Origin of the sequence: Bradyrhizobium sp. 164, from assembly GCF_023073715.1 — a bacterium.
Taxonomy (GTDB): Bacteria; Pseudomonadota; Alphaproteobacteria; order Rhizobiales; family Xanthobacteraceae; genus Bradyrhizobium.
Window position 1 is genome coordinate 50,628 of record NZ_JADPKA010000110.1, and the last position, 22,939, is coordinate 73,566.

A 22,939-nucleotide genomic window follows, 5' to 3' on the forward strand; every position below is an offset into this window, starting at 1 on the left:
TCTCTTCTACCGCTTCGCGGCTTGCTCAGCTCAACACGAGGTCGAGCACCGCGGTATAATGACACGCCGCGCCGGCCAAGACAAAGCCGTGCCAGATTGCATTCTGGAAGCGGAGCCGCCGCCAGGCGTGGAAGATCACGCCGAAGCTGTAAAGCAGGCCGCCCGCAAGGATGAAGCCCAGCGCCAGCGCAGGCAGCGCCCTGACCACGGCGTCGTAGAGCATGACGCCGCTCCAGCCCATCGCGAGATAGATGCCGACTGAGATGCGGTCGAACCGGCCGGGATAGAACAGCTTCAGCACGATGCCGAGGATCGCGACGCACCAGACGCCGGTGAGCAGTAGCAGCGCGAACACGCTGTCCTTCAGCTCCAGGATGAAGGGGGTGTAGGTCGCCGCGATCAGGAGATAGATCGCCGCATGGTCGAACCGCCGCAGCACCCATTTGGCCGGCGACACCGGCCATAGATTATATGTCGCCGACAGCACCAGCATCGAAAGCAGGCCGGCGACATAGATCGAGACGCCAACGATGTCGGTGGCGTCGGCATAGACCGCCGCCAGCACCACCAGCACGGTCGCGGCGATGAGCCCGGCGAGCACGCCGATGGCGTGAATGACACCGTCGGCGATCAGCTCGGCGCGGTCATAATCCCAGCCGATCGCGTCGGCCGCAGCATGGACGGAGGAGGATGCGAAGTGTTTCAGTTGGAAGACGGTCATGGCAATCCGCAACGTGAGGCAATGCCCTCTTGCATGGGTGTTTCGCGACCGGCGCGTCGTTCAAACGGCTGATTTGCCGACAAAGGCGGTGGAAGTATGAAACTTGATTTTCCTCACGCAATTGCCACTTTTGTGAACGGTCGCACATTCCTCCCGCCCGAGATCACTCAGCGTTCATATGGCATTCAGTTTCCAGGATATGGTCGAGGAGGCGCGGCTGTCGGCGAGGGCGCTGATCGACTATGGCGAGCATTTCTTCAATCCGACGGTGCGGCTCGGGGTCACCGGCCTCTCGCGGGCCGGCAAGACGGTGTTCATCACCGCCTTGATCCACGGCCTTACCCGCGGCGGCCGGTTTCCGGTGTTCGACGCCTATGCCTCGGGCCGGATCGCGAGGGCGCATCTGGCGCCGCAGCCGGACGATGCCGTGCCGCGCTTTGCCTATGAGGCCCATCTGCGCGCGCTGATCGAGGAGCGGCGCTGGCCGAACTCGACCGTCGACATCAGCGAGCTCCGCCTCGTCATCGATTATCAGCGCCGGAACGGCGCGGACCGCACGCTCACGCTCGACATCGTTGACTATCCCGGCGAATGGCTGCTCGACTTGCCGCTGCTGCAGAAGAGCTACGAACAATGGTCGGCCGAAAGTCTGGCCCTGTCGCGCGAGGCGCCGCGCGCGCATCTTGCCGCAGACTGGCACGCGCATCTTGCAACGCTCAAGCCCGAGGCACGTGAGGACGAGCAGGCGACGCTCACGGCCGCCAAGCTCTTCACCAATTACTTACGCGCCTGCCGCGACGAACGGTTTGCGATGAGCCTCTTGCCGCCCGGCCGCTTCCTGATGCCCGGCAATCTCGCAGATACGCCGGCGCTGACCTTCGCGCCGCTCGACCTGCCCGCTGGCGGGCAGGCGCCGGAAGGATCGCTGTGGGCCATGATGGTACGCCGCTATGAGGCCTACAAGGACATGGTGGTGCGGCCGTTCTTTCGCGATCATTTCGCCCGGCTCGACCGCCAGATCGTGCTGGCCGATGCGCTCACGGCATTCAACTCCGGACCCGAAGCGCTGCACGATCTCGAAGCCGCGCTCGCCGGCATTCTCGATTGTTTCAACATCGGCCGCAGCACCTTCCTCTCCAGCCTGTTTCGGCCGCGCATCGACCGCATCCTGTTCGCGGCAACCAAGGCGGACCATCTGCATCATTCCAGCCACGACCGGCTCGAGGCCGTGCTGCGCCGTGCGGTCACCCGCGCGGTTATGCGCGCCGAAAATACCGGCGCGGAGATCGACGTCGTCGCGCTCGCCGCCGTCCGCGCCACGCGCGAGGCGCAGGTGGCGCATGGCCGCGACAAATTGCCGTCGATTTTGGGAACACCGGCCGCAGGCGAAAGCGCTGGCGGCGAGTTCTTCGACGGCAACATCGAGGTTGCGACCTTTCCAGGCGATCTACCGCTGGATCCCGAGCCGCTGTTCAATGGTACGGATGCGTTCCGCGGACTCGCGACGCAAGCTGCCGAGAAGAGTGATTTCCGCTTCCTGCGCTTCCGGCCGCCAAAGCTCGAGCACGAAGGCACAGAAGAGCCGGCGCTGCCACATATTCGCCTCGACCGTGCCTTGCAGTTCCTGATCGGAGACAAGCTCTCATGAACGAGCGATCCCAGCAACGGCGGCCGGCGACGTTCCGGCTGGATGATCCCGGCGTCGTCGTCACCGAGGCCGACGAGACAGGGCGGATCGGTCGCGGCACGATCCAGATTACGCCGGAGCCCGATCCGCTGGCGCTGCCGGTACCAGTTCAAACCACGCTTCCGGCGCGGCGCGGCTTTCCCTGGGGCACGCTGTTCTGGTCCGGCCTCGCCGGGCTGACGCTGCTCGGTACCGGGCTCGGTGTCGTCCGTCTGATCGAGGATCTGTTTGCGCGCAGCGACAGCCTCGGCATGGTTGGCCTTGCCTTCGCGTTCGTCACCGCACTTGCGCTCGCGGTCGTGATCGGGCGCGAGGCGTTCGGGCTGGCGCGGCTCGCGACGATCGAGAAACTGCATCAGCGCGCCGCCGCCGTCCTTGCCAATGATGATCGCAAGGAAAGCCGCGTCATCGTGCACGACCTCCTGAAGATCGCGCACCAGAACCCGCAGCTCGCACGCGCCCGCGCGACGCTTGAGAGCCATGCTGGCGAGATCATCGACGGCGCCGATATGATCCGCCTCGCCGAGCGCGAGTTGATGTCGCCGCTGGACGCGGAGGCGCGGCGGCTGGTGTCGTCAGCCGCGCAAAAGGTCTCGATCGTCACGGCAGTCTCGCCGCGCGCGGCGATCGACGTGCTGTTCGTGTTCGTCGCCGCGCTGCGCCTGATCCGCCAGCTCGCCTATCTCTACGGCGGCCGCCCCGGCGCGCTCGGCATGGTCCGCCTGCTCCGCCAAGTCATCGCCCACCTCGCCATCACGGGCGGCATGGCCGCGAGCGACAGCCTGGTTCAGCAGATGCTGGGCCACGGCATCGCGGCGAAGCTGTCGCAGCGGCTCGGCGAAGGCGTGCTCAATGGGTTGTTGACGGCGCGGCTGGGGCTGGCTGCGATCGACGTGACAAGGCCGCTGCCGTTCGCGGCGCTGCCGCCGCCGAAGCTGTCAGATTTGGCGACGGATCTGTTGCAGCGGAAAGACGACGAGGAGTAGCGCGTTTCTTCCCCTCTCCCCTTGTGGGAGAGGGTGGCTCGCTGCGTAGCGGCGAGACGGGTGAGGGGTATCTCTCCGCGCCCTCTCTCTCGCAGTAGCGTTCGCCGAAGCAAACCCCTCATCCGGCGCTTCGCGCCACCTTCTCCCACAGGGGGAGAAGGAAGAGGAGCTTGCCTCTAGGCGAGCTCTCGCTTCTCGAGTTCCCCCGCCAGCACCCGCCACTGGAACAGCGGCGAGTCCTTCGGCGGTGAGAGCTCCGGGGTCCATCCGGTGAGCTCTTCCAGCACATAGGTGTCCATCACGAGCCCGCGCCAGCGGCGCTCGACTTGGCCAAGCTGCTTGCGTTTCGCCGGGATGCTCTCCCACAGCAATGATCGATTATCCGGCTCCCGCCCGACATAGATGCCGGCGTGGTCCCTGATCCGGTCCATGCCGGGATCGCGGAAATTCTGGAAGCGGCCGCGCTCGTTGATCTCGACGACGGGCACGCGGCCCCTGAACAGCCAGCGCATCATGGCGTAGGTGCGGTAGTCGGTCGTCGCGATCCAGGTCGCGCCGGTCTCGTCGAGTGCGGCCTGCGCGCGCGCGGCGACTTGCTCGTAGCCGGCTTCGGCGCCGATCGGATCGATCTTGCCGAGCAGATTCCAGGACGCGGCGACGTAATAGAGGAACACGATGACGACGAAGGCAATGCCCGTCGTGATGGATGTCCTGGCCCAGAACGCCGACGATCTGTGCATGCGAGCCGACCATCCCTCCTTCGTCATCGTTGCGAGGTTCACTGCCGCAGCGGCAAAGCCAACCGGCCACATGAACATCGGCCAGGTGTCGCCGACCCGCAGCGTCATCGACTTGACCAGGAAATAGAGAAACGGCACCAGCACCGCGGTCGACAACAGGATCGCGACCGGCTCGCGCGTGCGATAGCCGCGCCACGCCGTCAGCACCAGGCCCGTTAGCACCACCGGCAGCATCACGAAGCCGACCAGGCCGAATTGCAGGCCGATGTAGTCACCGATGGTGCGCAGCGAAATGCCGTAATTGGCAGTGGCGCGCACCCCCTGGAAGCGGAACGAGGCCCAGTCGTGCTGCGCATTCCAGATCAGCACCGGCGAGAACACGAGGGTCGCGACCAGCACTGCGAGATAGGGATAGGGGCTACGTAGCCAACGCCAGCGCCAATCCGGCACGAGCAGAAAGGCGGCAACGGCCGGCGCGAACATGATCGCGGTGAATTTCGACAGCATCGACAGGCCAGCGAACAGCCCGGCCGCAAGCCACCAGCGTTCATCGCCGCCCTGCGCCAGCCGCACCAGCGACCACATCATCGCCGTTGCGAACGGGATCATGGCGACATCGGGCGCGATCTTGGCCATCAGCAGGCCGTAATAGAGCGCGGCCTCCGGCATCAGCACCGCGATCATGATTGCCCGTGCGTTATGGGTGAGACGACGGACGATGTCGGCGAGCAGCAGCTGCGTCATCAGCATCGCGACGATGCCGCCGAAGCGGACGCCGAGCGCGGTATCGCCGAAGATCGCGGTGCCGAAGCGAATGAGCCAGGCAACGCCAGGCGGATGATCGAGGAAGCTGAGCGCCGTTTCCTTTGACCAGGTCCAGTAATAGGCCTCGTCGGTCCGCAACTCGATCTCCGAGGCGTAGACGATGCGCAGCACGGTCATCGCGGCGATGATCGCCGCGGCCATGACGAGGGGCCGGCGCGCGGCGCCGCGAAGGGAAACGGTGATGTCAGGGGCTGTCGTCACGGCCGCGCTTTTCGCCAACCTGCGACGGGGAGTCAATGCGGGAGCTCCATTCTCCCTGTCGTCGCGGATCGACGCGCGCTCGCCCCGGACGACGGCGGAGTGTGTGGCTCCTTGCCGCGCATGTGATCTCCAAAGCTGTCCACCTCCGGAATTAAACGCTACGCTGGCTGTTCTCTCTCATGAACTGATACAATCGAATCATGGCCACCGCTCCCATCCAGATGTCTGCCGTCCGTGCCACCAGCGTGCGGCAGGTGCGCCTCGTCTGCGGCGTCATCCTGTTCTCCTACGTGGTCAGCCACTTCCTCAACCATGCGCTCGGCAACATCTCGGTCGATGCCATGGAGGTCGGGGTCTATTACCACACCGTATTCTGGCAGTTCCTCCCAATCGCGATCGTCTTCTACACGGCCGCACTTACCCATATGGGGCTTGGCCTCTACGCGCTGTACCAGCGCCGGCAGTTCCGCTGGCGGACGATCGAGCCGCTACAGCTGGTGCTGGGCTTGAGCATCCCCGTCCTGATCATGGCACACGTGATCGGAGTGCGGCTCGGCCAGACGCTGTATGGACACCAGAAACTCTATCCGCAGGAGCTCTATCTGTTCTTCGTCGCCTCGCCCGGCCGGCTCTGGCAGATGACGATCCTGCTTCTGATTGCGTGGGTGCACGGCTGCATCGGGATCTTCTTCTGGCTTCGCCTCAAACCGTTCTTCGCGCGGGCGGCACCCTATCTGCTCGCGGCTGCCGTGCTGATTCCGACGCTGTCGCTGCTCGGCACCTACCAGGGCGGACGCAGCGTCGCCGTCGAGAGCGACGATGGAGAATGGCGTACGCACAATCTCAGCCGCCGCCAGATCGGCACGGCTGCCGAAGGCAATACGCTCGACCGCATCACCGGCAGCCTCACCATCGGTTATTTCGGCCTGCTCGGACTGGCGCTGGCGGCGCGCGGCGTGCGCGCGTTGCGCGAACGGCGCGGCGGCATGATCGCGCTGTCCTACGGCAATGGGAAAACGGTGCGGGTCCCCAAGGGGCTGTCGGTGCTGGAAGCAAGCCTGCGCCACAATGTGCCGCATGCCAGCGTCTGTGGCGGCCGCGCCCGCTGCTCGACCTGCCGCATCCGCATCATCGGCGATCATGGCGCCCTGCCCGAGCCGTCGCCGCGCGAGGCTTTCGTGCTGACCCGCGTCGGCGCCAGCGACCCCTCGATCAGGCTCGCCTGCCAGCTGCGGCCGACGTCCGACCTCTCCTTCTTTCAGCTCTTCACACCGCACACACTCTCCGCGAATGCGCAAGCCTCGACGCCCGCCAGAATCGGCCAGGAGCGTTATCTGGTCAGCCTGTTCGTGGACATGCGCGGCTCGACCCAGCTCGCGGAAAAGCGGCTGCCGTTCGACACCGTCTTCATCGTCAACCGCTTCCTCGGCGCGGTGTCGCAGGCCGTGATCGAGAACGGCGGTCAACCGAACCAGTTCGTCGGCGACGGCATGCTGGCGCTGTTCGGGCTGTCGGCCGATCCGCAAGCGGCCTGCCGGCAGGCGCTGAAGGCGGCCTCCGGCATCGCGACGCGTATCGACGAGCTCAACGAGCTCCTGAGCCACGATCTGCGCCAGCCGATCCGCTTCGGCATCGGCATCCATGGCGGCGAGGTCATCATCGGCGACATCGGCTATCGCGATCACATCGTCTTCACTGCGCTCGGCGATGCTGTCAACGTCGCTGCCCGGCTTCAGGACATGACCAAGACGCTCGCTTGCGAGGCTATTGTCTCGGAGGAAGTCCGCCGCACCGCGGGCCTTGCCGACGACGCCCTGCCGCAGCAGGAGGTCGCGATCCGCGGCCGCGACGAGCCGCTTGCCGTGCGTGTCGTCGCGGATGCGAGGGACTTGACGGCGCTCGTCGACCGAGGCGAGCGCGTTGCCGCGTAGCGCGTAGGCCACACGAAAGGTGCGCTTCCCCCGCTTGCGGGGGAGGGTTGGGGAGAGGGTGTTTCCGCAACGCGACAATCCCCCAGAGGGGAAAGCCCTCACCCGCGTCTTCGGCGCGACCTCTCCCGCAAGCGGGAGAGTCGAGCGAGTTCTGCGGCACCATTGATCCACCCCGCTGGAATCATCGCGGCGTAACACCGGCCTGCTGCAACGCAGCGGCATGGGCTTGCTGCGAAAGCACGAATTGACTTCGTCCAAATCGTTGCAACAGATGAGTGCGGGATCGCGGTGATGACCGCGATCCGACGAAAAGCTCCGGGAGGGGATGAGAATGTTCGATCGACGCGACCTGCTCAAAGGAGCGGGCCTTTCCGCCCTTGCGGCCACACTGAACTCAACCAGAGCGCTGGCGCTCGACACCGTCACCCTGCCCTTTGCAAATGGCGAACGGCCGCTGGTGAAATATCCACAGAAGCGGCCGATGATCGGCCTGACCAGCCGGCCGCCGCAGCTCGAGACGCCGTTCGCGGTGTTCAACGAGGGCCCGATCACGCCCAACAACGCATTCTTCGTGCGCTATCATCTCTCCGACCTGCCCTACAATCTCGACCCCGACAAGTTCACGCTCGAGGTCAAGGGCAAGGTCGACAAACCGCTGAAGCTGTCGCGGAAGGACATCAAGAAGATGAAGGCGACCGAGATCGTCGCCGTCAACCAGTGTTCGGGCAACAGCCGCGGCTTCTTCGAGCCACGTGTTGCCGGCGGCCAGCTCGCCAACGGCGCCATGGGCAATGCGCGCTGGCGCGGCGTGCCACTGAAGGCGGTGCTGGAAATGGCGGGCGTGCAGGCCGGCGCCAAACAGGTCACCTTCAACGGCATGGACGGCCCGGTCAGCGACAAGACGCCGGATTTCGTCAAGGCGCTCGATCTCGATCACGCTACCGACGGCGAGGTGATGCTGGCGTATGGCATGAACGGCGGGGACCTGCCGTTCCTCAACGGTTTCCCGCTGCGCCTGATCGTACCGGGCTATTACGGCACCTACTGGGTCAAGCACCTCAACGAGATCACGGTGATCGACAACGTCTATGACGGCTTCTGGATGAAGTCGGCGTATCGCATCCCTGACACGCCGAACAACGCGGTCGAGCCGGGCACCGCGCCGAAGGCGACGATCCCGATCAACCGATTCACCATCCGCTCCTTCATCACCAGCATCCCCGACGGCGCCAAGCTGAAGGCGGGAACTGCGATGCTGCGCGGCATCGCCTTCGACGGCGGCAAGGGCATCAAGGAGGTCCAGGTCTCGACCGACGGCGGCAAGATCTGGAGCAGCGCCAAGCTCGGCAAGGATCTAGGCAAGTACTCGTTCCGCGAATGGAAGCTGCCGGTGAAGCTCGCGGCCGGCAGCCACGAGCTCAAAGTCCGCGCCACCGGCAATGGCGGCGAGACCCAGCCGGATACGCCGCGCTGGAACCCGGCGGGTTATCTGCGCAACGTCGTCGAAACCGTCCGCGTGACCGTGGCCTGAAGGAGAATGATCATGCAACGCACCGTTCTCCTCGCCATCTCGCTCGCTCTCGCCGCCGTGATCGGTTCGGCACTTGCGGCACCGGTCAATTACAAGACCCCAGACGAGGTCGCGGCATTAAAGCCCGGGCCCAATCTCGAGGTCGTGCAGGGCAATTGCAGCGCCTGCCACTCGTCCGACTACATCGCCACGCAGCCGCCGATGAAGGACAAGAAGGGCTTCTGGCAGGCCGAGGTGACCAAGATGATCAAGGTCTATGGCGCACCGATCGACGATGCCGATGTCGGCAAGATCGTCGATTATCTGGCCGCGACGTACTGAAGGACCGCGTCAACGCGTTTTCTCTTACCCTCCCCTGGAGGGGGAGGGTCGCTATGCATGAAGCGCAGCGCAATGCGTAGCGGGGTGGGGTGACAGTCTCTCATCTCGCACACTGCCCGAGTGGAAGGATCACCCCACCCCGCTCGCGCTTCGCGCGATCGACCCTCCCCCTCCAGGGGAGGGTTAAGGAAGAACGGCTATGCGATGATCCCTCGCGATATTAGATCCGTCGCGCTCCTGCCATTTGACCGCGAAACGGGCAAAACCGGCAAAATCGCTGCGAAGTTGAGCGGAATTCGGCGAAATGCCGATGTGGTTTGAGCTACCAAGCCTGCCACATTCCGCGTATCCTGTTAGGACCGAACCGGCCGGTTGGCGGGGACTGGCGATTCGAGATCTCGGAGGAAGACCCGCGGAGAAGTCGTGATGGCTAAAGGTACGGTCAAGTGGTTCAACCCGACGAAGGGTTATGGATTTATCCAGCCTGCGTCGGGTGGCAAGGATGTGTTCGTGCATATCTCGGCAGTGCAGAAGGCCGGTCTGTCCACCCTCAACGAAGGACAGACGGTGGAATACGAAGAGATCGCAAACCGGGGCAAGACCTCCGCAGAGAACCTCAAAGTATAAGCCCGCGTCAGCCTTTGCTGCCTCCCGGATCCGTCCGGGAGCTGGGCTAAGAAAAATTTCAGAAGACGGCCAGTGCATTCGACGACAGGCGTTGCGATTGCACAGGATAGCTATTTTTCCCGTGAAGACCGCGCATCCAACGCCACAGCAATGACAATCGCGACGGCATTTCGTCAGCCCATCGGCAACGGTGCGTCGCGCTTGATCTCCTCCATCACCGCATAGGTCCGCGTCTCGCGCACGCCCGGCATCGACAGCAGGGTCTCACCGAGGAAGCGTCGATAGGCGGTCATGTCTGCCAGCCGGGCCTTGAGAAGATAGTCGAAACCGCCGGCAACCATGTGACATTCCAGCACCTCGGGCGCCAGCTTCACTGCGCGCGCAAAACGCTCGAAATTATCGGGCGTGGTCTTGTCGAGCAGCACCTCGACGAACACCAAGAGACCGAGGCCAAGCCGGTGCGGGTTGAGGCGGGCGCCGTAGCCTTCGACAAACCCCTCGCGCTGCAAGCGCTTCAGTCGCTCGCCGATCGAGGTCGGCGACAGGCCGATGCGCTCGGCGAGCTCGACATTGGCGATGCGCCCATCCTCCTGCAAGATCGAGAGGATTTTCCGGTCGATTCGGTCAAGTTCCATATCTTACGGTGCCAAATAGCCAATGATCTTCATTTTCTAAGGCAACCTGGCTAAATTGTCTATCGAGCTACGGTAACGCGGGCCTTATCCTGGATTTCAGCCACAGGACACGCCATGCCGAACATCCCACCGCCCTTCTCCGCGCCCTACACGGCCGATGATAGCGAGATCGCCGCCCGCCTCTTGCCGGCGTCGCATCTCAGCCCGCCGCAGGAGGCGCGGATCGACCGCACCGCGACGCGGCTGATCGAGGCGATCCGCAAGCGCGACGACCGGCTCGGCGGGGTCGAGGACATGCTGCGGGAATTCGCGCTCTCGACCAAGGAGGGGCTCGCTTTGATGGTGCTGGCCGAGGCGCTGCTGCGCGTGCCGGACGCGCGCACCGCCGACCAGTTCATCGAGGACAAGCTCGGCGAGGGCGACTTCATCCATCACGAAACCAAGTCCACCGCCTTCCTGGTCAATGCCTCGGCCTGGGCGCTCGGCCTCTCGGCACGGGTAATCCAGCCCGGCGAGACGCCTGACGGCACCATCGGCCGGCTGGTGAAGCGGCTGGGGGCGCCCGCCGTGCGCACCGCCACGCGCCAGGCGATGCGGCTGATGGGCAATCATTTCGTGCTGGGGGAGACGATCGAGCAGGCCCTCGAGCGCGGCCGGCCGCGCTCCGGCCAGAAGCCGCGCTATTCCTTCGACATGCTCGGCGAAGGCGCACGCACGGCGGCGGACGCCAAGCGCTATTTCGACGCCTATGCGCGCGCGATCGAGACCATCGGCAAGACCGCGGGCAACCATCCCCTGCCCGATCGGCCCGGCATCTCGGTCAAGCTCTCGGCATTGCATCCGCGCTTCGAGGCGACCAGCCGCGAACGCGTGATGCGCGAACTGGTGCCGCTGCTGCTGGACCTCGCGCAGCGCGCCAAAGCCCATGATTTGAACTTCACCGTCGATGCCGAGGAAGCCGACCGGCTGGAGCTGTCGCTCGACGTGATCGCGGCAACACTCGCCGATGGCTCGCTGAGCGGCTGGGACGGATTTGGCCTGGCGATCCAGGCCTATCAGAAGCGCGCGAGCGCGGTGATCGACTATGTCGATGCGCTGGCCCGCGCGCACGACCGCAAGCTGATGGTGCGGCTGGTGAAGGGCGCCTATTGGGACACCGAGATCAAGCGTGCACAGGAGCGCGGGCTCGACGGTTATCCCGTGTTCACGCGCAAGGCGATGACGGACCTGAACTACATCGCCTGCGCTTCGAAGCTGCTGGCTTTGAGGCCGCGCATCTTCCCGCAATTCGCCACCCACAACGCGCTAACCGTCGCGACTGTGCTCGAGCTTGCGCAAGGCAGTGGCGGCTTCGAATTCCAGCGCCTGCATGGCATGGGCGAAGCGCTGTACGAGCAGCTTGCCAAGGACCATGCTGACATCGCCTACCGCACCTATGCGCCCGTCGGCAGCCATCGCGACCTGCTCGCTTATCTGGTGCGGCGGCTGCTCGAGAACGGCGCCAATTCCTCCTTCGTGGCGCAGGCCGCTGATTATCGCGTGCCGGTGTCGGCGCTGTTGCAGCGTCCGGCCGACGCCATCGAACGTCCGCAACAGGCGGTTCATCCCAGGATTCCGCTGCCCCGCGATCTCTTTGCACCGGAGCGCCGCAATTCGCGCGGGGTCGAATTCGGTGAGCGTGCCGCACTCGACCAGCTGCTGGCCGACGTCAGGGCTGAGGCGATCGATCTCAAGCCCATCCCAGATGCGACACCGGATCGGGCCAACGCAGCGGTGACTGCTACGCGCGCCGGCTTTGTCGCCTGGAGCCGGACGCCGGCGGCTGCGCGCGCGGCGGCGCTGGAGCAGGCTGCGCATCTTTTGGAGAGCCGCAGGGCCCATTTCATCGCGCTGCTACAAGCGGAGGGCGGCAAGACGCTGGACGACGCGCTGTCGGAGCTGCGCGAGGCCGCCGATTTCTGCCGCTATTATGCCGCGCAGGGCCGCAAATTGTTCGGCGTTGACGCGGCCATGCCCGGTCCGACCGGCGAGAGCAATGCGCTCGCCATGCGCGGCCGCGGCGTCTTCGTCGCGATCTCGCCGTGGAATTTTCCGCTCGCGATCTTCCTCGGCCAGGTCACAGCGGCGCTGATGGCCGGCAACAGCGTTGTCGCAAAGCCTGCCGAGCAGACGCCGCGCATCGCGCGCGAGGCCGTAGCCCTGCTGCACGAGGCTGGCATCCCCAAGAGCGCGCTGCATCTCGTCACTGGCGACGGCCGCATCGGTGCCGCGCTGACCGCGCATGCCGACATCGCGGGAATTGTCTTTACCGGCTCGACCGAGGTTGCTCGCAGCATCAACCGCGCGCTCGCCGCCAAGGACGGACCGATCGTGCCGCTGATCGCGGAGACCGGCGGCATCAACGCCATGATTGCGGACGCGACCGCGCTGCCCGAACAGGTCGCCGACGATGTCGTGACCTCTGCCTTCCGTTCCGCCGGCCAGCGCTGTTCGGCGCTGCGGCTCTTGTTCGTGCAGGAGGACGTCGCCGACCGCATGATCGAGATGATCGCGGGCGCGGCGCGCGAGCTCAGAATCGGCGACCCAAGCGATGTCGCGACCCATGTCGGGCCGGTGATCGATCGCGAGGCCAAGCAGCGTCTCGATGCACACATCGCGCGAATGAAGGGCGAGGCGCGGCTGCACTTTGCAGGGCACGCACCGGAGGGCTGCTTCGTCGCGCCGCACATCTTCGAGCTCAAAGAAGCCAGCCAGCTCACCGAGGAGGTGTTTGGGCCGATCCTGCATGTCGTACGCTACCGCGCCGAGAATCTGGGACGTGTCCTGCAAGCGATCGAGCGCACCGGCTACGGCCTCACCCTCGGCGTCCACTCCCGCATCGACGACACCATCGAGGCCATTATCGATCGAGTCCAGGTCGGCAACATCTACGTCAACCGCAACATGATCGGCGCCGTTGTCGGCGTGCAGCCGTTTGGCGGCAATGGCCTGTCCGGAACTGGCCCCAAGGCCGGCGGCCCGCACTATCTCGCGCGCTTTGCCACCGAGCAGACCGTGACCATCAACACCGCGGCGGCCGGCGGCAATGCTGCGTTGCTTGCGGGGGAGGAGTGAGGCCCTGCAGCGGGCGCCGTTGCATCCTGCCGAAACATCGGTCTAATGCTCCCACGAGGCGCCCGCGCCAATTCCAGCGCGCGGGAAACGACAAGAGCGAGGGAGCAACGCCGCGATGGAAAAGGGCATCTTTGCTGGGCTGAAGGTTCTGGACTGCGCGAGCTTCATCGCAGCGCCCGCGGCCGCGACCGTGCTGTCGGATTTCGGCGCCGACGTCGTCAAGATCGAGCCGCCCGGCACCGGGGATCCCTACCGCAATCTGCCGAACCTTCCGGGCTATCCGACCGGTGAGCACAATTTCGCCTGGCTGCTGGAAGCCCGCAACAAGAAGAGCATCGCGCTCGACCTCTCCAAGCCGGAAGCGCAGGCCGTGCTCTATAAGCTGGTGGCGGAGGCCGACGTCTTCATCACCAATATGCCGCCGCCGGTGCGCGCCAAGCTCGGCATCACCTATGACCACCTCGCCCATCTCAACGACCGGCTGATCTACGCCTCCTTCACCGGCTATGGCGAGAAGGGCGAGGAAGCCAACAAGCCCGGCTTCGACAGCAATGCCTATTGGGCGCGCTCCGGCCTGATGGACCTCGTCCGCGCCGATACCGACACGACACCGGCCCGCTCCGTCGCCGGCATGGGCGACCATCCCTGCGCCATGGCCTTCTACGGCGCCATCGTCACCGCGCTCTATCAGCGCGAGAAGACCGGCAAGGGATCGCATGTCGCTTCCAATCTGATGGCCAATGGCGTCTGGGCCGCCAGCGTGCTGGCACAGGCAAAACTCTGCGGCGCCAAGTTCGGCGAGCGGCGCCCGCGCGAGCGCGCGCTGAACGCGGTGGCCAACCACTACCAGTGCAAGGACGGCCGCTGGCTGATCCTGTCCCTGCTCAACGAGGAGCGGCAGTGGCCGACGCTGGCGCGCTGCCTCGGGCGCGAGGACTTGATCGACGATCCGCGCTTCGTCACCAAGGCCGACCGCCACGCCCGCTCGGTCGAGCTGATCAAGATTCTGGACGACACCTTCGCCACCAAGGATCTCGGCGAATGGCGCAGGATCCTCGACGGCAACGGCCTCGTGTTCGGCGTCGTTGCCATTCTCGACGACATCCCCAACGACAAGCAAATGCTCGACAATGAGGTTCTGGTGCCGTTCGAGAACGACACCATGCTCACCATCAACAGCCCGATCTGGATCGACGGCGCCAGGAAGGTGCAGCCGCGCAAGCCGCCCGCTGTTGGCGAGCACAGCGACGAGATTTTGCGTGGGGCGGGATACGACGAGGCGGCGATCAAGCAGCTGCGGGGTACGGGGGCGGTGGGTTAGGAGCCGCGCTCGCACGGCATCGTCATCGCGAGCGCTGCGAAGCAATCCAGAATCCCTCCGCGGATGCATTGCTGGATTGCTTCGCTATGCTCGCAATGACGGCGTGAGACCGTCTCGGTATAATGATCGGCAGCGCATCCCGTCCGCCTGCGAGGTCCCATGCCCAGCTACCGCCTGCACTACTTCCCCGAATCCGGCAACAGCTACAAGCTGGCGCTGATGCTGACGCTTTGCGGCGAAAAATTCGAGCCGGTCTGGACCGATTTCGGCGGCGGCGTCACGCGCACCGCGGAATGGCGCAGGGCGGTGAACCCGATGGGTGAGATCCCCGTGCTCGAAATCGACGGCGTGAAGATGACGCAGACCGCGCCGCTCCTGCTCAAGCTTGCCGATCAGTACGGGCGCTTTGGCGCTGATACGGACGAGGAAAAATTCGAGCTGTTGCGCTGGCTGTTCTGGGACAACCACAAGCTCACCGGCTACATGGCGACCTATCGCTTCATGCGCGCCTTCACCGCGAAAAACGATCCGCAGGTACTGAAGCATTTTCGCCGACGGCTCGAGGACTTCCTCGGCATCCTCGATGGACACCTCCAGCACAATGAATTCGCGATCGGCGCAAAGCCGACGGTCGCCGATATCTCGATGATGGCCTATCTGCATTATCCGAGTGACGAGCACGGCTTCGACTTCGCGGCGAGCCATCCGGCGATCCACGCCTGGCTCGGCCGCATGGCCGCACTGCCCGGCTGGAAGCCGGCCTATGAACTGCTGCCAGGAAAACGGATGACGAATTACGCCAAGTGAGGGCGCCGACTACCGCAAGGCCAGCCAGCCGAGCGTAAACAGGATCCCGCCGATGATGACCACCATCGCGACCGCCCAGGTGCTAACGCGGATGCTGCCGGTGACCTGCTTGGCTTCCTCGTTGTGCGCAATCTTGCGATTGCGCTCCTTGTTGGCTTCGCTCGGGTCCGTCATGGGTCATCCAAATCGGTTTAGCGCGTCTTGATGAAGCACATGCCGATGCGGCGCGAGGCCGCGGCAGCCTGACAGGTGAGGCCTTTAGCACAGCTCCATGACGTAAAACTCTTGTCCGTCGTTCCTGATCCCGCATTTTGCAGGGAACAATGCGCCCCCCAGCCGTCCTGATATTCGGTCCCGGCCAGCTCGCGGCCACCGCGGGTCTGTGGCCGGCTGGCAAATCCGCGTGAGAAATCGGGACGTTTGCCCGCGGCGAATGCGGTCAGGATGTCGCGGCGGCGGAGCTGGTCACCGAAGAAATGCGGCGATGCCGGCACGTTGGCGGAGTTCGAGGACTTGTCCACAAGCCAATCCACGCCCGGGAAATGGAAGCCGCCGATGCCGCGGGTCTGGTGGCAGCCGGCACAAGTGACGTCGTTGAGACGGCGCTGAAAGCCAGCGACCGAGCGGACGTTCTGCAGATCGATGCCGCGCGCGGCAGCCTGGTTCAAGGCACCGACCACGTCGTCATCGCCGAAGACGGGAACGTCGCTGCCCTCCCCTTTTCCTTCTCCTTGCATCATGCCGAACTCTGGCTGCAACGCCGAGGCATCGAGCCCGGCAGGTGTCGGCACCACCGCAGACGTCGCCAGGAATCTTTCCGGGATCAGCACCGTGCCGCGATCGAATTCGCGCAGATTTTCGGGCGCGAGCAACCAATCCCTAAAGTCGCGCCGAAGCGCATCGTCGGCAAGGATTCGGTCACGGTCGATTTGGTTCTCCAGCGTCGCTTCCTCGAACGTTTTCCTCGCAGCGTCGTACTTGAACACCTTGAGTAGATAGTCCGAGCGAAAATCGTGCAGCGCCGATTTCGGCGCGACGGAGACCTGGATGTTGGTCTCGATGCGGTCGAGCATGGCATCGTGAGGCGAAGAGCGACTGCCGATCAACTCCTGCCAGTCGCCATCGTCGAGCCAGCGCCGCGCGATCGCGGCGCAGGTGACGGGATTATTCCCGTCCGTCTGGCGCGCGTCGCGCGCCTTCATCACCAGATTGAGCGTCATCGGCAGGCGCGTTGCGGTCTTGCCGCCCTCCGGCCTGCTCTCGTAACGCGCGAGACGGTAGATCAGCCGGATCTCACCGCAGGACTCTTCCGAGACATAGGCGCGGTCCATACGGTTGACGATGCCGGCCAGCACGAAACGCGTGTCGCGCGATCTCAGATTGGCTCGGTCGAACAATTGCACGTCAAAGCCTTCGCCGACGCCGATGGTCTCGCCCGGATATGTCGCCTTGTACCGAGAAATGTAGCGGTCAAGTTCCGCATTGATCGCCGGCGGAATCGCTTTGAGCTGCGGCAACGACGAGAACAGCAGGTCGGTCGTGAGCGGGATGTCGGCGTTCCGCTCCGGCCTTAGCAGGCTCGCGATCGTGAGAGCATCGCTCTGATCGAGCCGGCGCAACAGATCAGGATCGGTGATCGCCGTGCCGCGCGCCAATTGCACGTTCTCCGCCGCAGAAAGCGAGACGACACCGCCAAACAATGCGGCGGCAGCAACGACAATTCGCAAGGCGCGGCTCATGCCCCAAGTAACACCGCGGCGACCAGCCTATTCAAGCAAAAAGGCGCCTCACGCAGTGGTGAAGCGCCTTTTCGAAGGCCGGATATGAGGGCTCAACGCGCGACGATCAGGCCCTTGCTGGTGACAACCACCCAGCGGCCGTCCTGGCGGCGGATCGCATCGACGCGGCCGACGCCGGGGATGGGATCGCCGGGATATACCTCGTAGAGGCCGTCGCGGCCTTCGATCAGCGCGCCGCCATTGGCGGCGTTGCGCAGCCTCCAGCCTTCGATCGTCGGCAGGCGGCCGACCTCGGTCTTGGGCGCGGCGGGTGCGGGCGCAGCCGCGGCGGTGGCAACCTGGGTCGGCGCGATCGAGCCGGTGGTCTCCTTGGCGGACGCGGCGGCTGCGGCCGGCGCGAGGGCCGCCGGCGGCGCGGCGCGGAGTTTGTCGACGGCCTCCGACAGTTTTGCGATCTTGGCCAACGGCTCGGCCTGCGCCTTCTCGAGCTTGTCGAGGCGGTCGTTGGTCCGGTTGAACTGGCTCACGTCGGTCTTGGAGGAGCGCTCGACATTGGCCTTCAGCGCGACGAGGTCGGCATCGATCCGCGCGACGGAAGCGTCCAGCGCGCTGGTATCGGCGACCTGTACCGGCGCCGGGGCCGTGGCGGCAAAGTGCATCATCCCTGCGGTCGCGAGCGTGCCGCTGATCGCGCCGACGCAAGCAGCGATCGCCACCACCGCAGCCATCGCCGACAGGCGGCGCTTGCCGCCGGCTTCGCGCGGCTCCTCCGCCTTCACATGCGGGGCAAAGTCCTCGCGATCCCAGGAGCGTTCCGATGGCGCCATCACAATCAGCTTGCCGGGCTCCGGCTCGGGCTTGGATTCAGCCCTGGACTCCGCCTTGGACTGAGCCTTGGGTTCAGTCTTGGATTCGAACTTCGGCACCTCGATCCTTGATGTCTCGATTTTTGGCGGCTCGATCTTGACCGGGTCGGGCTTCGGCGGCGCCTCGTGGTCAGGGGCGATCGAGGGGGCGTCGATCCCGGCAGCCTCGACCGTCTGCGAGGCGCTTGCTGCGGCTTCGACGGCGCCATGATCCAGGGAGGCCTGCTCGGGCATTGGTTCGCTCACGGCTCAAATACTCCAGTCTAGGTTGACCTTTTGGTAACTTTCATTGCTTGCGAAATCCTTACCTCGGGACCCGCTTACCGAAATTTTAGGAACTCGTCCGAGGCCGAATTTGGCCGGGAAAGTGGAACCGGCGTGGCGACGTGCAACAAATTGTCAGCGGAGGCGGCATTGGGGCGCATTGCGCCCGTAGAATTCACTCGCGAGGCAGGGCGCCTCTCCGACGTGGTTCTGGCCTTGGCCAGTACCGGCGAGATCACATCACCACGGGCGCATCCGGCAGCTCGTTCGAATGCGGTCTTTGCGGCGGGAAATGCCGCGCCAGTTCGCGCGACACGGCCTCGATGCCAGCGATCACGCCGCGCTCGAACTGGCCCGCCCTGAACTCGGTTTCCATCGCGTGGCAGATGCTCTCCCAGCGCTCGGCTCCAACCTTCGCGTCGATGCCACGGTCGGCGACGATCTCGACGTCGCGGTCGGCGAGCAGGAGATAGATGAGAACGCCGTTGTTGTGCTCGGTGTCCCAGATGCGCAGATGCGAGAACATGTCGAGCGCGCGCGCGCGCGCCGGCTGGTTGTGGAACAGCGGCGCACCGTCGAGCGCGCCTTCGACGACGAAGCGGACCTGGCCGGAATGGGTGGCTTCGCCCCGCTTGATCGCCTGCTCGATGCGGTCGAGCACGGCCTGCGGAAAAATCCGCTTCGCCCGCCAATGATGCTGCACGAGGTGCCTGGTGATGCGCTTGATGCTCATGACCTACCAACTCCCCGAGGCGCCGCCGCCGCCAAAACTGCCCCCGCCGCCGCTAAAGCTGCCGCTATCGCTGTCGCTCGATGAGCCGCCGCTCCAGCCGCCCGATGGGGAGCCACTCGACCAAGAGCCGCCACGCGACCACCCTGTGCTTGGTCCCATCGCCGAAAACAGATCGGCGATGAACCCGATGATGAAGCCGAGAACGCCGACCGCCACGGCGAGGGTGAAAGAGCCGAGAATGAGCCAGGTCAGTGCTGCGATGATGCCGCCGGTCGCCAGCGATCCGAGCAGCCGGCCCAGCATGGCCCGGAAGACCCCGCCGACCCCGATCGAGGCGAACAGCGTCACAAGGAAGACCGGCGCGAGGTCGTCCAGATGGCCGAAGCTGACAGTCGGCGAGGGAACCGGCAGCGGTTCGCCATCGATGACCCGCATCATGCGATCGACACCGTCCGAGATGCCACCGCTGAAATTGCCGGTCCTGAATTTCGGCGTGATGACTTCATCGATGATCCGCCTCGACGTGACGTCGGTGAGCGCGCCTTCGAGGCCATAGCCGACTTCGATGCGCAAATGCCGGTCGTTCTTGGCGACGATGAGGATGGCGCCGTCGTCGACCTTCTTGCGTCCGATCTTCCAGGCCTCGGCAACGCGGATCGAGAACTGCTCGATCGTCTCCGGCTGTGTGGTCGGCACGATCAGGACAGCGAGCTGGCTGCCCTTCCGATTCTCGAAGTCGCGCAGCTTTTGCGACAGCGTAGCGATCTCGGCGCTCGAGAGCGTGCCGGTCTGGTCAACCACGCGGCCGGTGAGTTGGGGCACGGCGACGTCGGCGTGGACGGGGAGCGCGAAGGCGAAGAGAAGTGCGACGGCGAGAACAAACGAGGAGAAGACCGAAAGGGCCCACCACACCCTCGCTGTCATCGCCCGGCTTTGCGTCTTCGCTGACGCTTCGCCGGCCCAATACCGAGGTGCCCGGCGAAGCCCTTGGAGCCGGGACCGGGCGATCCAGTATTCCAGAGATGGCGGCGAGATACGGAGAGGCCGCGGCGAGCTGGATTCCCCGATTTCGCGGGGAATGACGGCGGTGATTGGGGCTTGGCGCATTCGCGAATCGACGCGCCTACTTCGACGGCGCTGGAGCCGGGTTGAAGTCCACCTTCGGCGCGGTCGAGATCTCTTTCTCGTTCTCGACCGAGAAATTCGGCTTCTCCTTGTAGCCGAATGCCATCGCGGTGAGGTTGGTCGGGAACGATCGGACCGTGATGTTGTACTCCTGCACGGCCTTGATGTAGCGGTTTCGCGCCACCGTGATGCGGTTCTCGGTGCCTTCGAGCTGCGACATCAGATCCTTGAACAGGGCATCCGATTTGAGCTGCGGATAGTTCTCTGTGACGACGAGGAGCCGCGACAGCGCGCTGGAGAGCTCGCTTTGGGCGGCCTGGAATTTCTGGAAGGCGGCGGGATCGTTCAGCACCTCCGGCGTTGCCTGGATGCTGCCGACCTTGGCGCGCGCATTGGTGACGCCGAGCAGCACGTCCTTTTCCTGCTGGGCAAAACCCTTCACCGAATTGACCAGATTGGGGACGAGATCGGCGCGGCGCTGATACTGGTTCACGACTTCGGACCAATTGGCCTTGATCTGCTGGTCCTCGCTCTGGATCGCGTTGTAGCCGCAATTGGCCAGGCTCAGCGAGGCCAGCGCTGCCAGCACGGTCAGGATCTTGCGCATCAAATTTCTCCCGGTGGAATCTGGCGCAAACTACCAGATTGGGCGCGTGAGAAAAGCAGCCGACTGACGCAAGCCTCTTGCCTATGCCCCGACGACATAGTCAACTCGGATAAAACAAGAACGGAAACGGCAAGGGGAAAGCGATGAGCTCGTTCGAGACCATCCTCGTGGAGCGACCGGAGCCGCCGATTGCCCGGATCGTGATGAACCGGCCCGACGCGCGCAACGCGCAAAACCTGCAAATGACCTACGACCTCAACGCCGCCTTCGATGCGGCCGTGCAGGACGACGCGGTCAAGGTGATCATCCTCGCCGGCAACGGTCCGCACTTTTCGTCCGGGCATGATCTGCGTCCCGGGGCTAAGAATGCCGCGGGCGTCGATTTTCCGCCGATCGGAAATTGGGGTGGCTTTGCCGAGCCGAATGCTCACGGCCGCTTCGCTCGCGAGCAGGAAATCTATCTCCAGATCACGCGGCGCTGGCGCAACCTCGCCAAGCCGACTATCGCCGAAGTGCACGGAAAGTGCATCGCCGGCGGGCTGATGCTGGCCTGGGCCTGCGACCTCATTATCGCCAGCGACGATGCGCAGTTCTGCGACCCTGTCGTCACCATGGGCGTCTGCGGCGTCGAATGGTTCGTCCATCCCTGGGAGCTCGGCCCACGCAAGGCCAAGGAGTTCCTGTTCACCGCCGATAGCTGGAGCGCCCAGGAGGCGCATCAGCTCGGTATGGTCAATCAGGTCGTGTCGCGCGCGGAGCTGTCATCAAGCGTGCTGGCGCTGGCGCGCCGGATCGCGACGAAACCGTCCTTCGCGCTGAAGCTGACCAAGGAGGCCGTCAACCGCTCGGTGGACGTGATGGGCCAGCCCGCCGCGATCGACCAGGCCTTTGCGCTGCATCAGCTCTGCCATGCCCACAATCTCCAGGAGTACGGCATGATCGTCGATCCCTCCGGCCTGCATCCCTCGGTACGCAAGCCGCCGGCGTCGGAGTAGACACATGGACCTCAATCTCAGCGACGAGCAGCGCCTGCTGCGCGAGAGCGCGGAACGCTTCGTAGCCGAAAGCTACGATGCCGCTCACCGCCGCACGATGGCAAGCGATCCGCTCGGCTTCAGCCTGGCCGTCTGGAGGCAGTTCGCCGAGCTCGGCTGGCTGGCGTTGCCGCTTCCTGAAGAGTTCGGTGGGCTTGGCGGCGGCGCGATCGATGTCGGCATCCTGATGGAAGCTTTTGGCCGCGGGCTGGTGTCGGAGCCCTATGTCGCAACCGTGGTGCTAGGGGCCGCGCTGATCGCTAGATGCGGCACCACGGCGCAAAAGCAGGCGAGCCTGCCCAAGGTCGGGGACGGATCACTGAAGCTCACCTTGGCGCATTCCGAGCGCACGGCGCGGTTCGATCTCGCTAAGGTCGCAACCAGCGCCAACAAGACGTCGCAGGGCTGGCATCTGGCCGGCAAAAAGATCGCGGTGCTCGACGGGCATGCTGCCGACGAGATCATCGTCTCCGCACTCATGCATGACCATCACGGACCTTCGGAACGGATCGGCCTGTTCGTGGTGCCGGCGGCGGCACCGGGCCTCACAATCTCCGACTACGCTCGCCTCGGCGGCGGACGCGCCTGCAACATCGAGCTGTCGGACGTGCAGCTGCCTGCGGACGCCCTGCTCGGCGACGGCAGCGATGCTCTGCCCGCGATCGAATGGGCCGTCGACCGCGCCATGGCCGCGCTAGGTGCGGAAGCCATCGGCATCATGCAGACGCTGCTCGACACCACGCTGGAATACACCAAGATCCGAAAGCAGTTCGGCCGTCCACTCTCCGCCAACCAGGTGATCCGCCACCGCCTCGCCGACATGGCGATGCAGGTCGACGAGGCGCGCTCGATGGCGCTGCGCGCCGCACTGAAAGCCGACGCCGAACCCGTTGAGCGCGCGCGGGCTGCGTCGGGCGCGAAGGCCAAGATCGGCAAGTGTGCGCGCTTCGTCGGCGAGCAGTCGATCCAGCTCCATGGCGGCATGGGCGTCACCGAGGAGCTCGAGGTCGGCGCCTATTTCAAGCGGCTGGTCGCCTTCGACACGCTGTTCGGCGGCAGCTCGTACCACTATGCCCGCCACGCCCAGCTTGGCCGTACCAAAGTGCCGGCCTGATACGAGGAGC

20 protein-coding genes are annotated in these 22,939 nt (G+C 64.9%); 11 read left to right on the forward strand and 9 right to left on the reverse strand.

The genetic code is table 11. The annotated features are described in order from the left end of the window. Positions 1-25: 25 nt before the first annotated feature. Positions 26-721 (reverse strand): hemolysin III family protein, encoded by a 696-nt coding sequence (locus IVB01_RS33105; protein WP_247277411.1) that lies wholly within the window; start codon positions 719-721, stop codon positions 26-28. A gap of 178 nt (positions 722-899) precedes the next feature. On the opposite strand from IVB01_RS33105, the gene IVB01_RS33110 reads away from it, so the two are divergent. Together IVB01_RS33110 and IVB01_RS33115 are read left to right on the forward strand one after the other, a co-directional pair. After that, a complete protein-coding gene (locus tag IVB01_RS33110; protein WP_247277412.1) occupies positions 900-2,369 on the forward strand; it encodes a YcjX family protein in 1,470 nt (489 codons plus the stop codon). After that, on the forward strand, positions 2,366-3,394 hold the full coding sequence (locus tag IVB01_RS33115) for a TIGR01620 family protein (protein ID WP_247277413.1): 1,029 nt from the start codon (positions 2,366-2,368) through the stop codon (positions 3,392-3,394). Before IVB01_RS33110 ends, IVB01_RS33115 begins: the two co-directional genes overlap by 4 nt. Before the next feature lie 176 nt (positions 3,395-3,570). On the opposite strand, the gene IVB01_RS33120 is transcribed toward IVB01_RS33115, so the two are convergent. Further along, the gene (locus tag IVB01_RS33120; RefSeq protein WP_247277746.1) at positions 3,571-5,100 is read right to left on the reverse strand and encodes a glycosyltransferase family 39 protein; all 1,530 of its coding nucleotides are present in this window, start codon (positions 5,098-5,100) and stop codon (positions 3,571-3,573) included. 260 nt (positions 5,101-5,360) lie between these two features. Here IVB01_RS33120 and IVB01_RS33125 point away from each other — a divergent pair, with 260 nt between their 5' ends. The 4 genes from IVB01_RS33125 to IVB01_RS33140 all read left to right on the forward strand — a co-directional run bounded on the left by IVB01_RS33125 (position 5,361) and on the right by IVB01_RS33140 (position 9,570). Further along, positions 5,361-7,091: an adenylate/guanylate cyclase domain-containing protein gene (locus tag IVB01_RS33125; RefSeq protein ID WP_247277414.1), complete on the forward strand. Its 1,731-nt coding sequence runs from the start codon at positions 5,361-5,363 to the stop codon at positions 7,089-7,091. A gap of 331 nt (positions 7,092-7,422) precedes the next feature. Next, the gene (locus IVB01_RS33130; protein ID WP_247495198.1) at positions 7,423-8,622 is read left to right on the forward strand and encodes a molybdopterin-dependent oxidoreductase; all 1,200 of its coding nucleotides are present in this window, start codon (positions 7,423-7,425) and stop codon (positions 8,620-8,622) included. Positions 8,623-8,634: 12 nt separating this feature from the next. After that, entirely contained in the window at positions 8,635-8,943 is a 309-nt protein-coding gene (locus IVB01_RS33135; RefSeq protein ID WP_247277416.1) for a cytochrome c, read from the forward strand. A gap of 426 nt (positions 8,944-9,369) precedes the next feature. Further along, on the forward strand, positions 9,370-9,570 hold the full coding sequence (locus tag IVB01_RS33140) for a cold-shock protein (RefSeq protein ID WP_008563500.1): 201 nt from the start codon (positions 9,370-9,372) through the stop codon (positions 9,568-9,570). 173 nt (positions 9,571-9,743) lie between these two features. On the opposite strand, the gene IVB01_RS33145 is transcribed toward IVB01_RS33140, so the two are convergent. After that, positions 9,744-10,205 carry an Lrp/AsnC ligand binding domain-containing protein gene (locus IVB01_RS33145; protein WP_247277417.1) on the reverse strand — a complete coding sequence of 154 codons (462 nt, stop codon included), beginning with the start codon at positions 10,203-10,205 and terminating at the stop codon, positions 9,744-9,746. 114 nt (positions 10,206-10,319) lie between these two features. On the opposite strand from IVB01_RS33145, the gene putA reads away from it, so the two are divergent. From putA to IVB01_RS33160, 3 genes are all read left to right on the forward strand, one after another. Beyond that, positions 10,320-13,319 (forward strand): bifunctional proline dehydrogenase/L-glutamate gamma-semialdehyde dehydrogenase PutA, encoded by a 3,000-nt coding sequence (gene putA / locus IVB01_RS33150; RefSeq protein WP_247277418.1) that lies wholly within the window; start codon positions 10,320-10,322, stop codon positions 13,317-13,319. A gap of 115 nt (positions 13,320-13,434) precedes the next feature. Further along, positions 13,435-14,640, forward strand: coding sequence for a CoA transferase (locus IVB01_RS33155; RefSeq protein WP_247277419.1), 1,206 nt, complete (start codon positions 13,435-13,437; stop codon positions 14,638-14,640). A 159-nt stretch (positions 14,641-14,799) separates the two neighbouring features. Continuing rightward, the gene (locus IVB01_RS33160; RefSeq protein WP_247277420.1) at positions 14,800-15,447 is read left to right on the forward strand and encodes a glutathione S-transferase family protein; all 648 of its coding nucleotides are present in this window, start codon (positions 14,800-14,802) and stop codon (positions 15,445-15,447) included. 9 nt (positions 15,448-15,456) lie between these two features. Here IVB01_RS33160 and IVB01_RS33165 read toward each other — a convergent pair whose 3' ends face one another. From IVB01_RS33165 to IVB01_RS33190, 6 genes are all read right to left on the reverse strand, one after another. Beyond that, positions 15,457-15,621: a hypothetical protein gene (locus IVB01_RS33165; protein ID WP_247277421.1), complete on the reverse strand. Its 165-nt coding sequence runs from the start codon at positions 15,619-15,621 to the stop codon at positions 15,457-15,459. A gap of 17 nt (positions 15,622-15,638) precedes the next feature. Then, entirely contained in the window at positions 15,639-17,186 is a 1,548-nt protein-coding gene (locus IVB01_RS33170) for a hypothetical protein (protein WP_247277422.1), read from the reverse strand. A 92-nt stretch (positions 17,187-17,278) separates the two neighbouring features. Continuing rightward, the gene (locus IVB01_RS33175) at positions 17,279-18,286 is read right to left on the reverse strand and encodes a hypothetical protein (RefSeq protein WP_247277747.1); all 1,008 of its coding nucleotides are present in this window, start codon (positions 18,284-18,286) and stop codon (positions 17,279-17,281) included. 265 nt (positions 18,287-18,551) lie between these two features. Next, complete coding sequence (locus IVB01_RS33180) at positions 18,552-19,049, reverse strand: TPM domain-containing protein (RefSeq protein WP_247277423.1); 498 nt, start codon at positions 19,047-19,049, stop codon at positions 18,552-18,554. A gap of 3 nt (positions 19,050-19,052) precedes the next feature. Further along, a complete protein-coding gene (locus IVB01_RS33185) occupies positions 19,053-19,973 on the reverse strand; it encodes a YgcG family protein (RefSeq protein WP_247277424.1) in 921 nt (306 codons plus the stop codon). Between the two features lie 199 nt (positions 19,974-20,172). Continuing rightward, positions 20,173-20,781: a LemA family protein gene (locus tag IVB01_RS33190; protein ID WP_247277425.1), complete on the reverse strand. Its 609-nt coding sequence runs from the start codon at positions 20,779-20,781 to the stop codon at positions 20,173-20,175. A 143-nt stretch (positions 20,782-20,924) separates the two neighbouring features. Here IVB01_RS33190 and IVB01_RS33195 point away from each other — a divergent pair, with 143 nt between their 5' ends. Next, positions 20,925-21,776 (forward strand): enoyl-CoA hydratase, encoded by an 852-nt coding sequence (locus IVB01_RS33195; RefSeq protein WP_247277426.1) that lies wholly within the window; start codon positions 20,925-20,927, stop codon positions 21,774-21,776. Positions 21,777-21,780: 4 nt separating this feature from the next. Further along, positions 21,781-22,929: an acyl-CoA dehydrogenase gene (locus IVB01_RS33200; RefSeq protein ID WP_247277427.1), complete on the forward strand. Its 1,149-nt coding sequence runs from the start codon at positions 21,781-21,783 to the stop codon at positions 22,927-22,929. The last annotated feature ends 10 nt before the right edge of the window (positions 22,930-22,939 follow it).

Coding starts and splice junctions, on each gene's coding strand:
- IVB01_RS33200 (WP_247277427.1), top strand. CDS start 21,781: ATGGACCTCAATCTCAGCGACGAGCAGCGCCTGCTGCGCGAGAGCGCG.
- IVB01_RS33110 (WP_247277412.1), top strand. CDS start 900: ATGGCATTCAGTTTCCAGGATATGGTCGAGGAGGCGCGGCTGTCGGCG.
- IVB01_RS33170 (WP_247277422.1), bottom strand. CDS start 17,186: ATGAGCCGCGCCTTGCGAATTGTCGTTGCTGCCGCCGCATTGTTTGGC.
- IVB01_RS33140 (WP_008563500.1), top strand. CDS start 9,370: ATGGCTAAAGGTACGGTCAAGTGGTTCAACCCGACGAAGGGTTATGGA.
- IVB01_RS33135 (WP_247277416.1), top strand. CDS start 8,635: ATGCAACGCACCGTTCTCCTCGCCATCTCGCTCGCTCTCGCCGCCGTG.
- IVB01_RS33130 (WP_247495198.1), top strand. CDS start 7,423: ATGTTCGATCGACGCGACCTGCTCAAAGGAGCGGGCCTTTCCGCCCTT.
- IVB01_RS33155 (WP_247277419.1), top strand. CDS start 13,435: ATGGAAAAGGGCATCTTTGCTGGGCTGAAGGTTCTGGACTGCGCGAGC.
- IVB01_RS33120 (WP_247277746.1), bottom strand. CDS start 5,100: ATGGCCGCGGCGATCATCGCCGCGATGACCGTGCTGCGCATCGTCTAC.
- IVB01_RS33160 (WP_247277420.1), top strand. CDS start 14,800: ATGCCCAGCTACCGCCTGCACTACTTCCCCGAATCCGGCAACAGCTAC.
- IVB01_RS33185 (WP_247277424.1), bottom strand. CDS start 19,973: ATGACAGCGAGGGTGTGGTGGGCCCTTTCGGTCTTCTCCTCGTTTGTT.
- IVB01_RS33115 (WP_247277413.1), top strand. CDS start 2,366: ATGAACGAGCGATCCCAGCAACGGCGGCCGGCGACGTTCCGGCTGGAT.
- putA (WP_247277418.1), top strand. CDS start 10,320: ATGCCGAACATCCCACCGCCCTTCTCCGCGCCCTACACGGCCGATGAT.
- IVB01_RS33105 (WP_247277411.1), bottom strand. CDS start 721: ATGACCGTCTTCCAACTGAAACACTTCGCATCCTCCTCCGTCCATGCT.
- IVB01_RS33125 (WP_247277414.1), top strand. CDS start 5,361: ATGGCCACCGCTCCCATCCAGATGTCTGCCGTCCGTGCCACCAGCGTG.
- IVB01_RS33190 (WP_247277425.1), bottom strand. CDS start 20,781: ATGCGCAAGATCCTGACCGTGCTGGCAGCGCTGGCCTCGCTGAGCCTG.
- IVB01_RS33195 (WP_247277426.1), top strand. CDS start 20,925: ATGAGCTCGTTCGAGACCATCCTCGTGGAGCGACCGGAGCCGCCGATT.
- IVB01_RS33175 (WP_247277747.1), bottom strand. CDS start 18,286: ATGCCCGAGCAGGCCTCCCTGGATCATGGCGCCGTCGAAGCCGCAGCA.
- IVB01_RS33165 (WP_247277421.1), bottom strand. CDS start 15,621: ATGACGGACCCGAGCGAAGCCAACAAGGAGCGCAATCGCAAGATTGCG.
- IVB01_RS33180 (WP_247277423.1), bottom strand. CDS start 19,049: ATGAGCATCAAGCGCATCACCAGGCACCTCGTGCAGCATCATTGGCGG.
- IVB01_RS33145 (WP_247277417.1), bottom strand. CDS start 10,205: ATGGAACTTGACCGAATCGACCGGAAAATCCTCTCGATCTTGCAGGAG.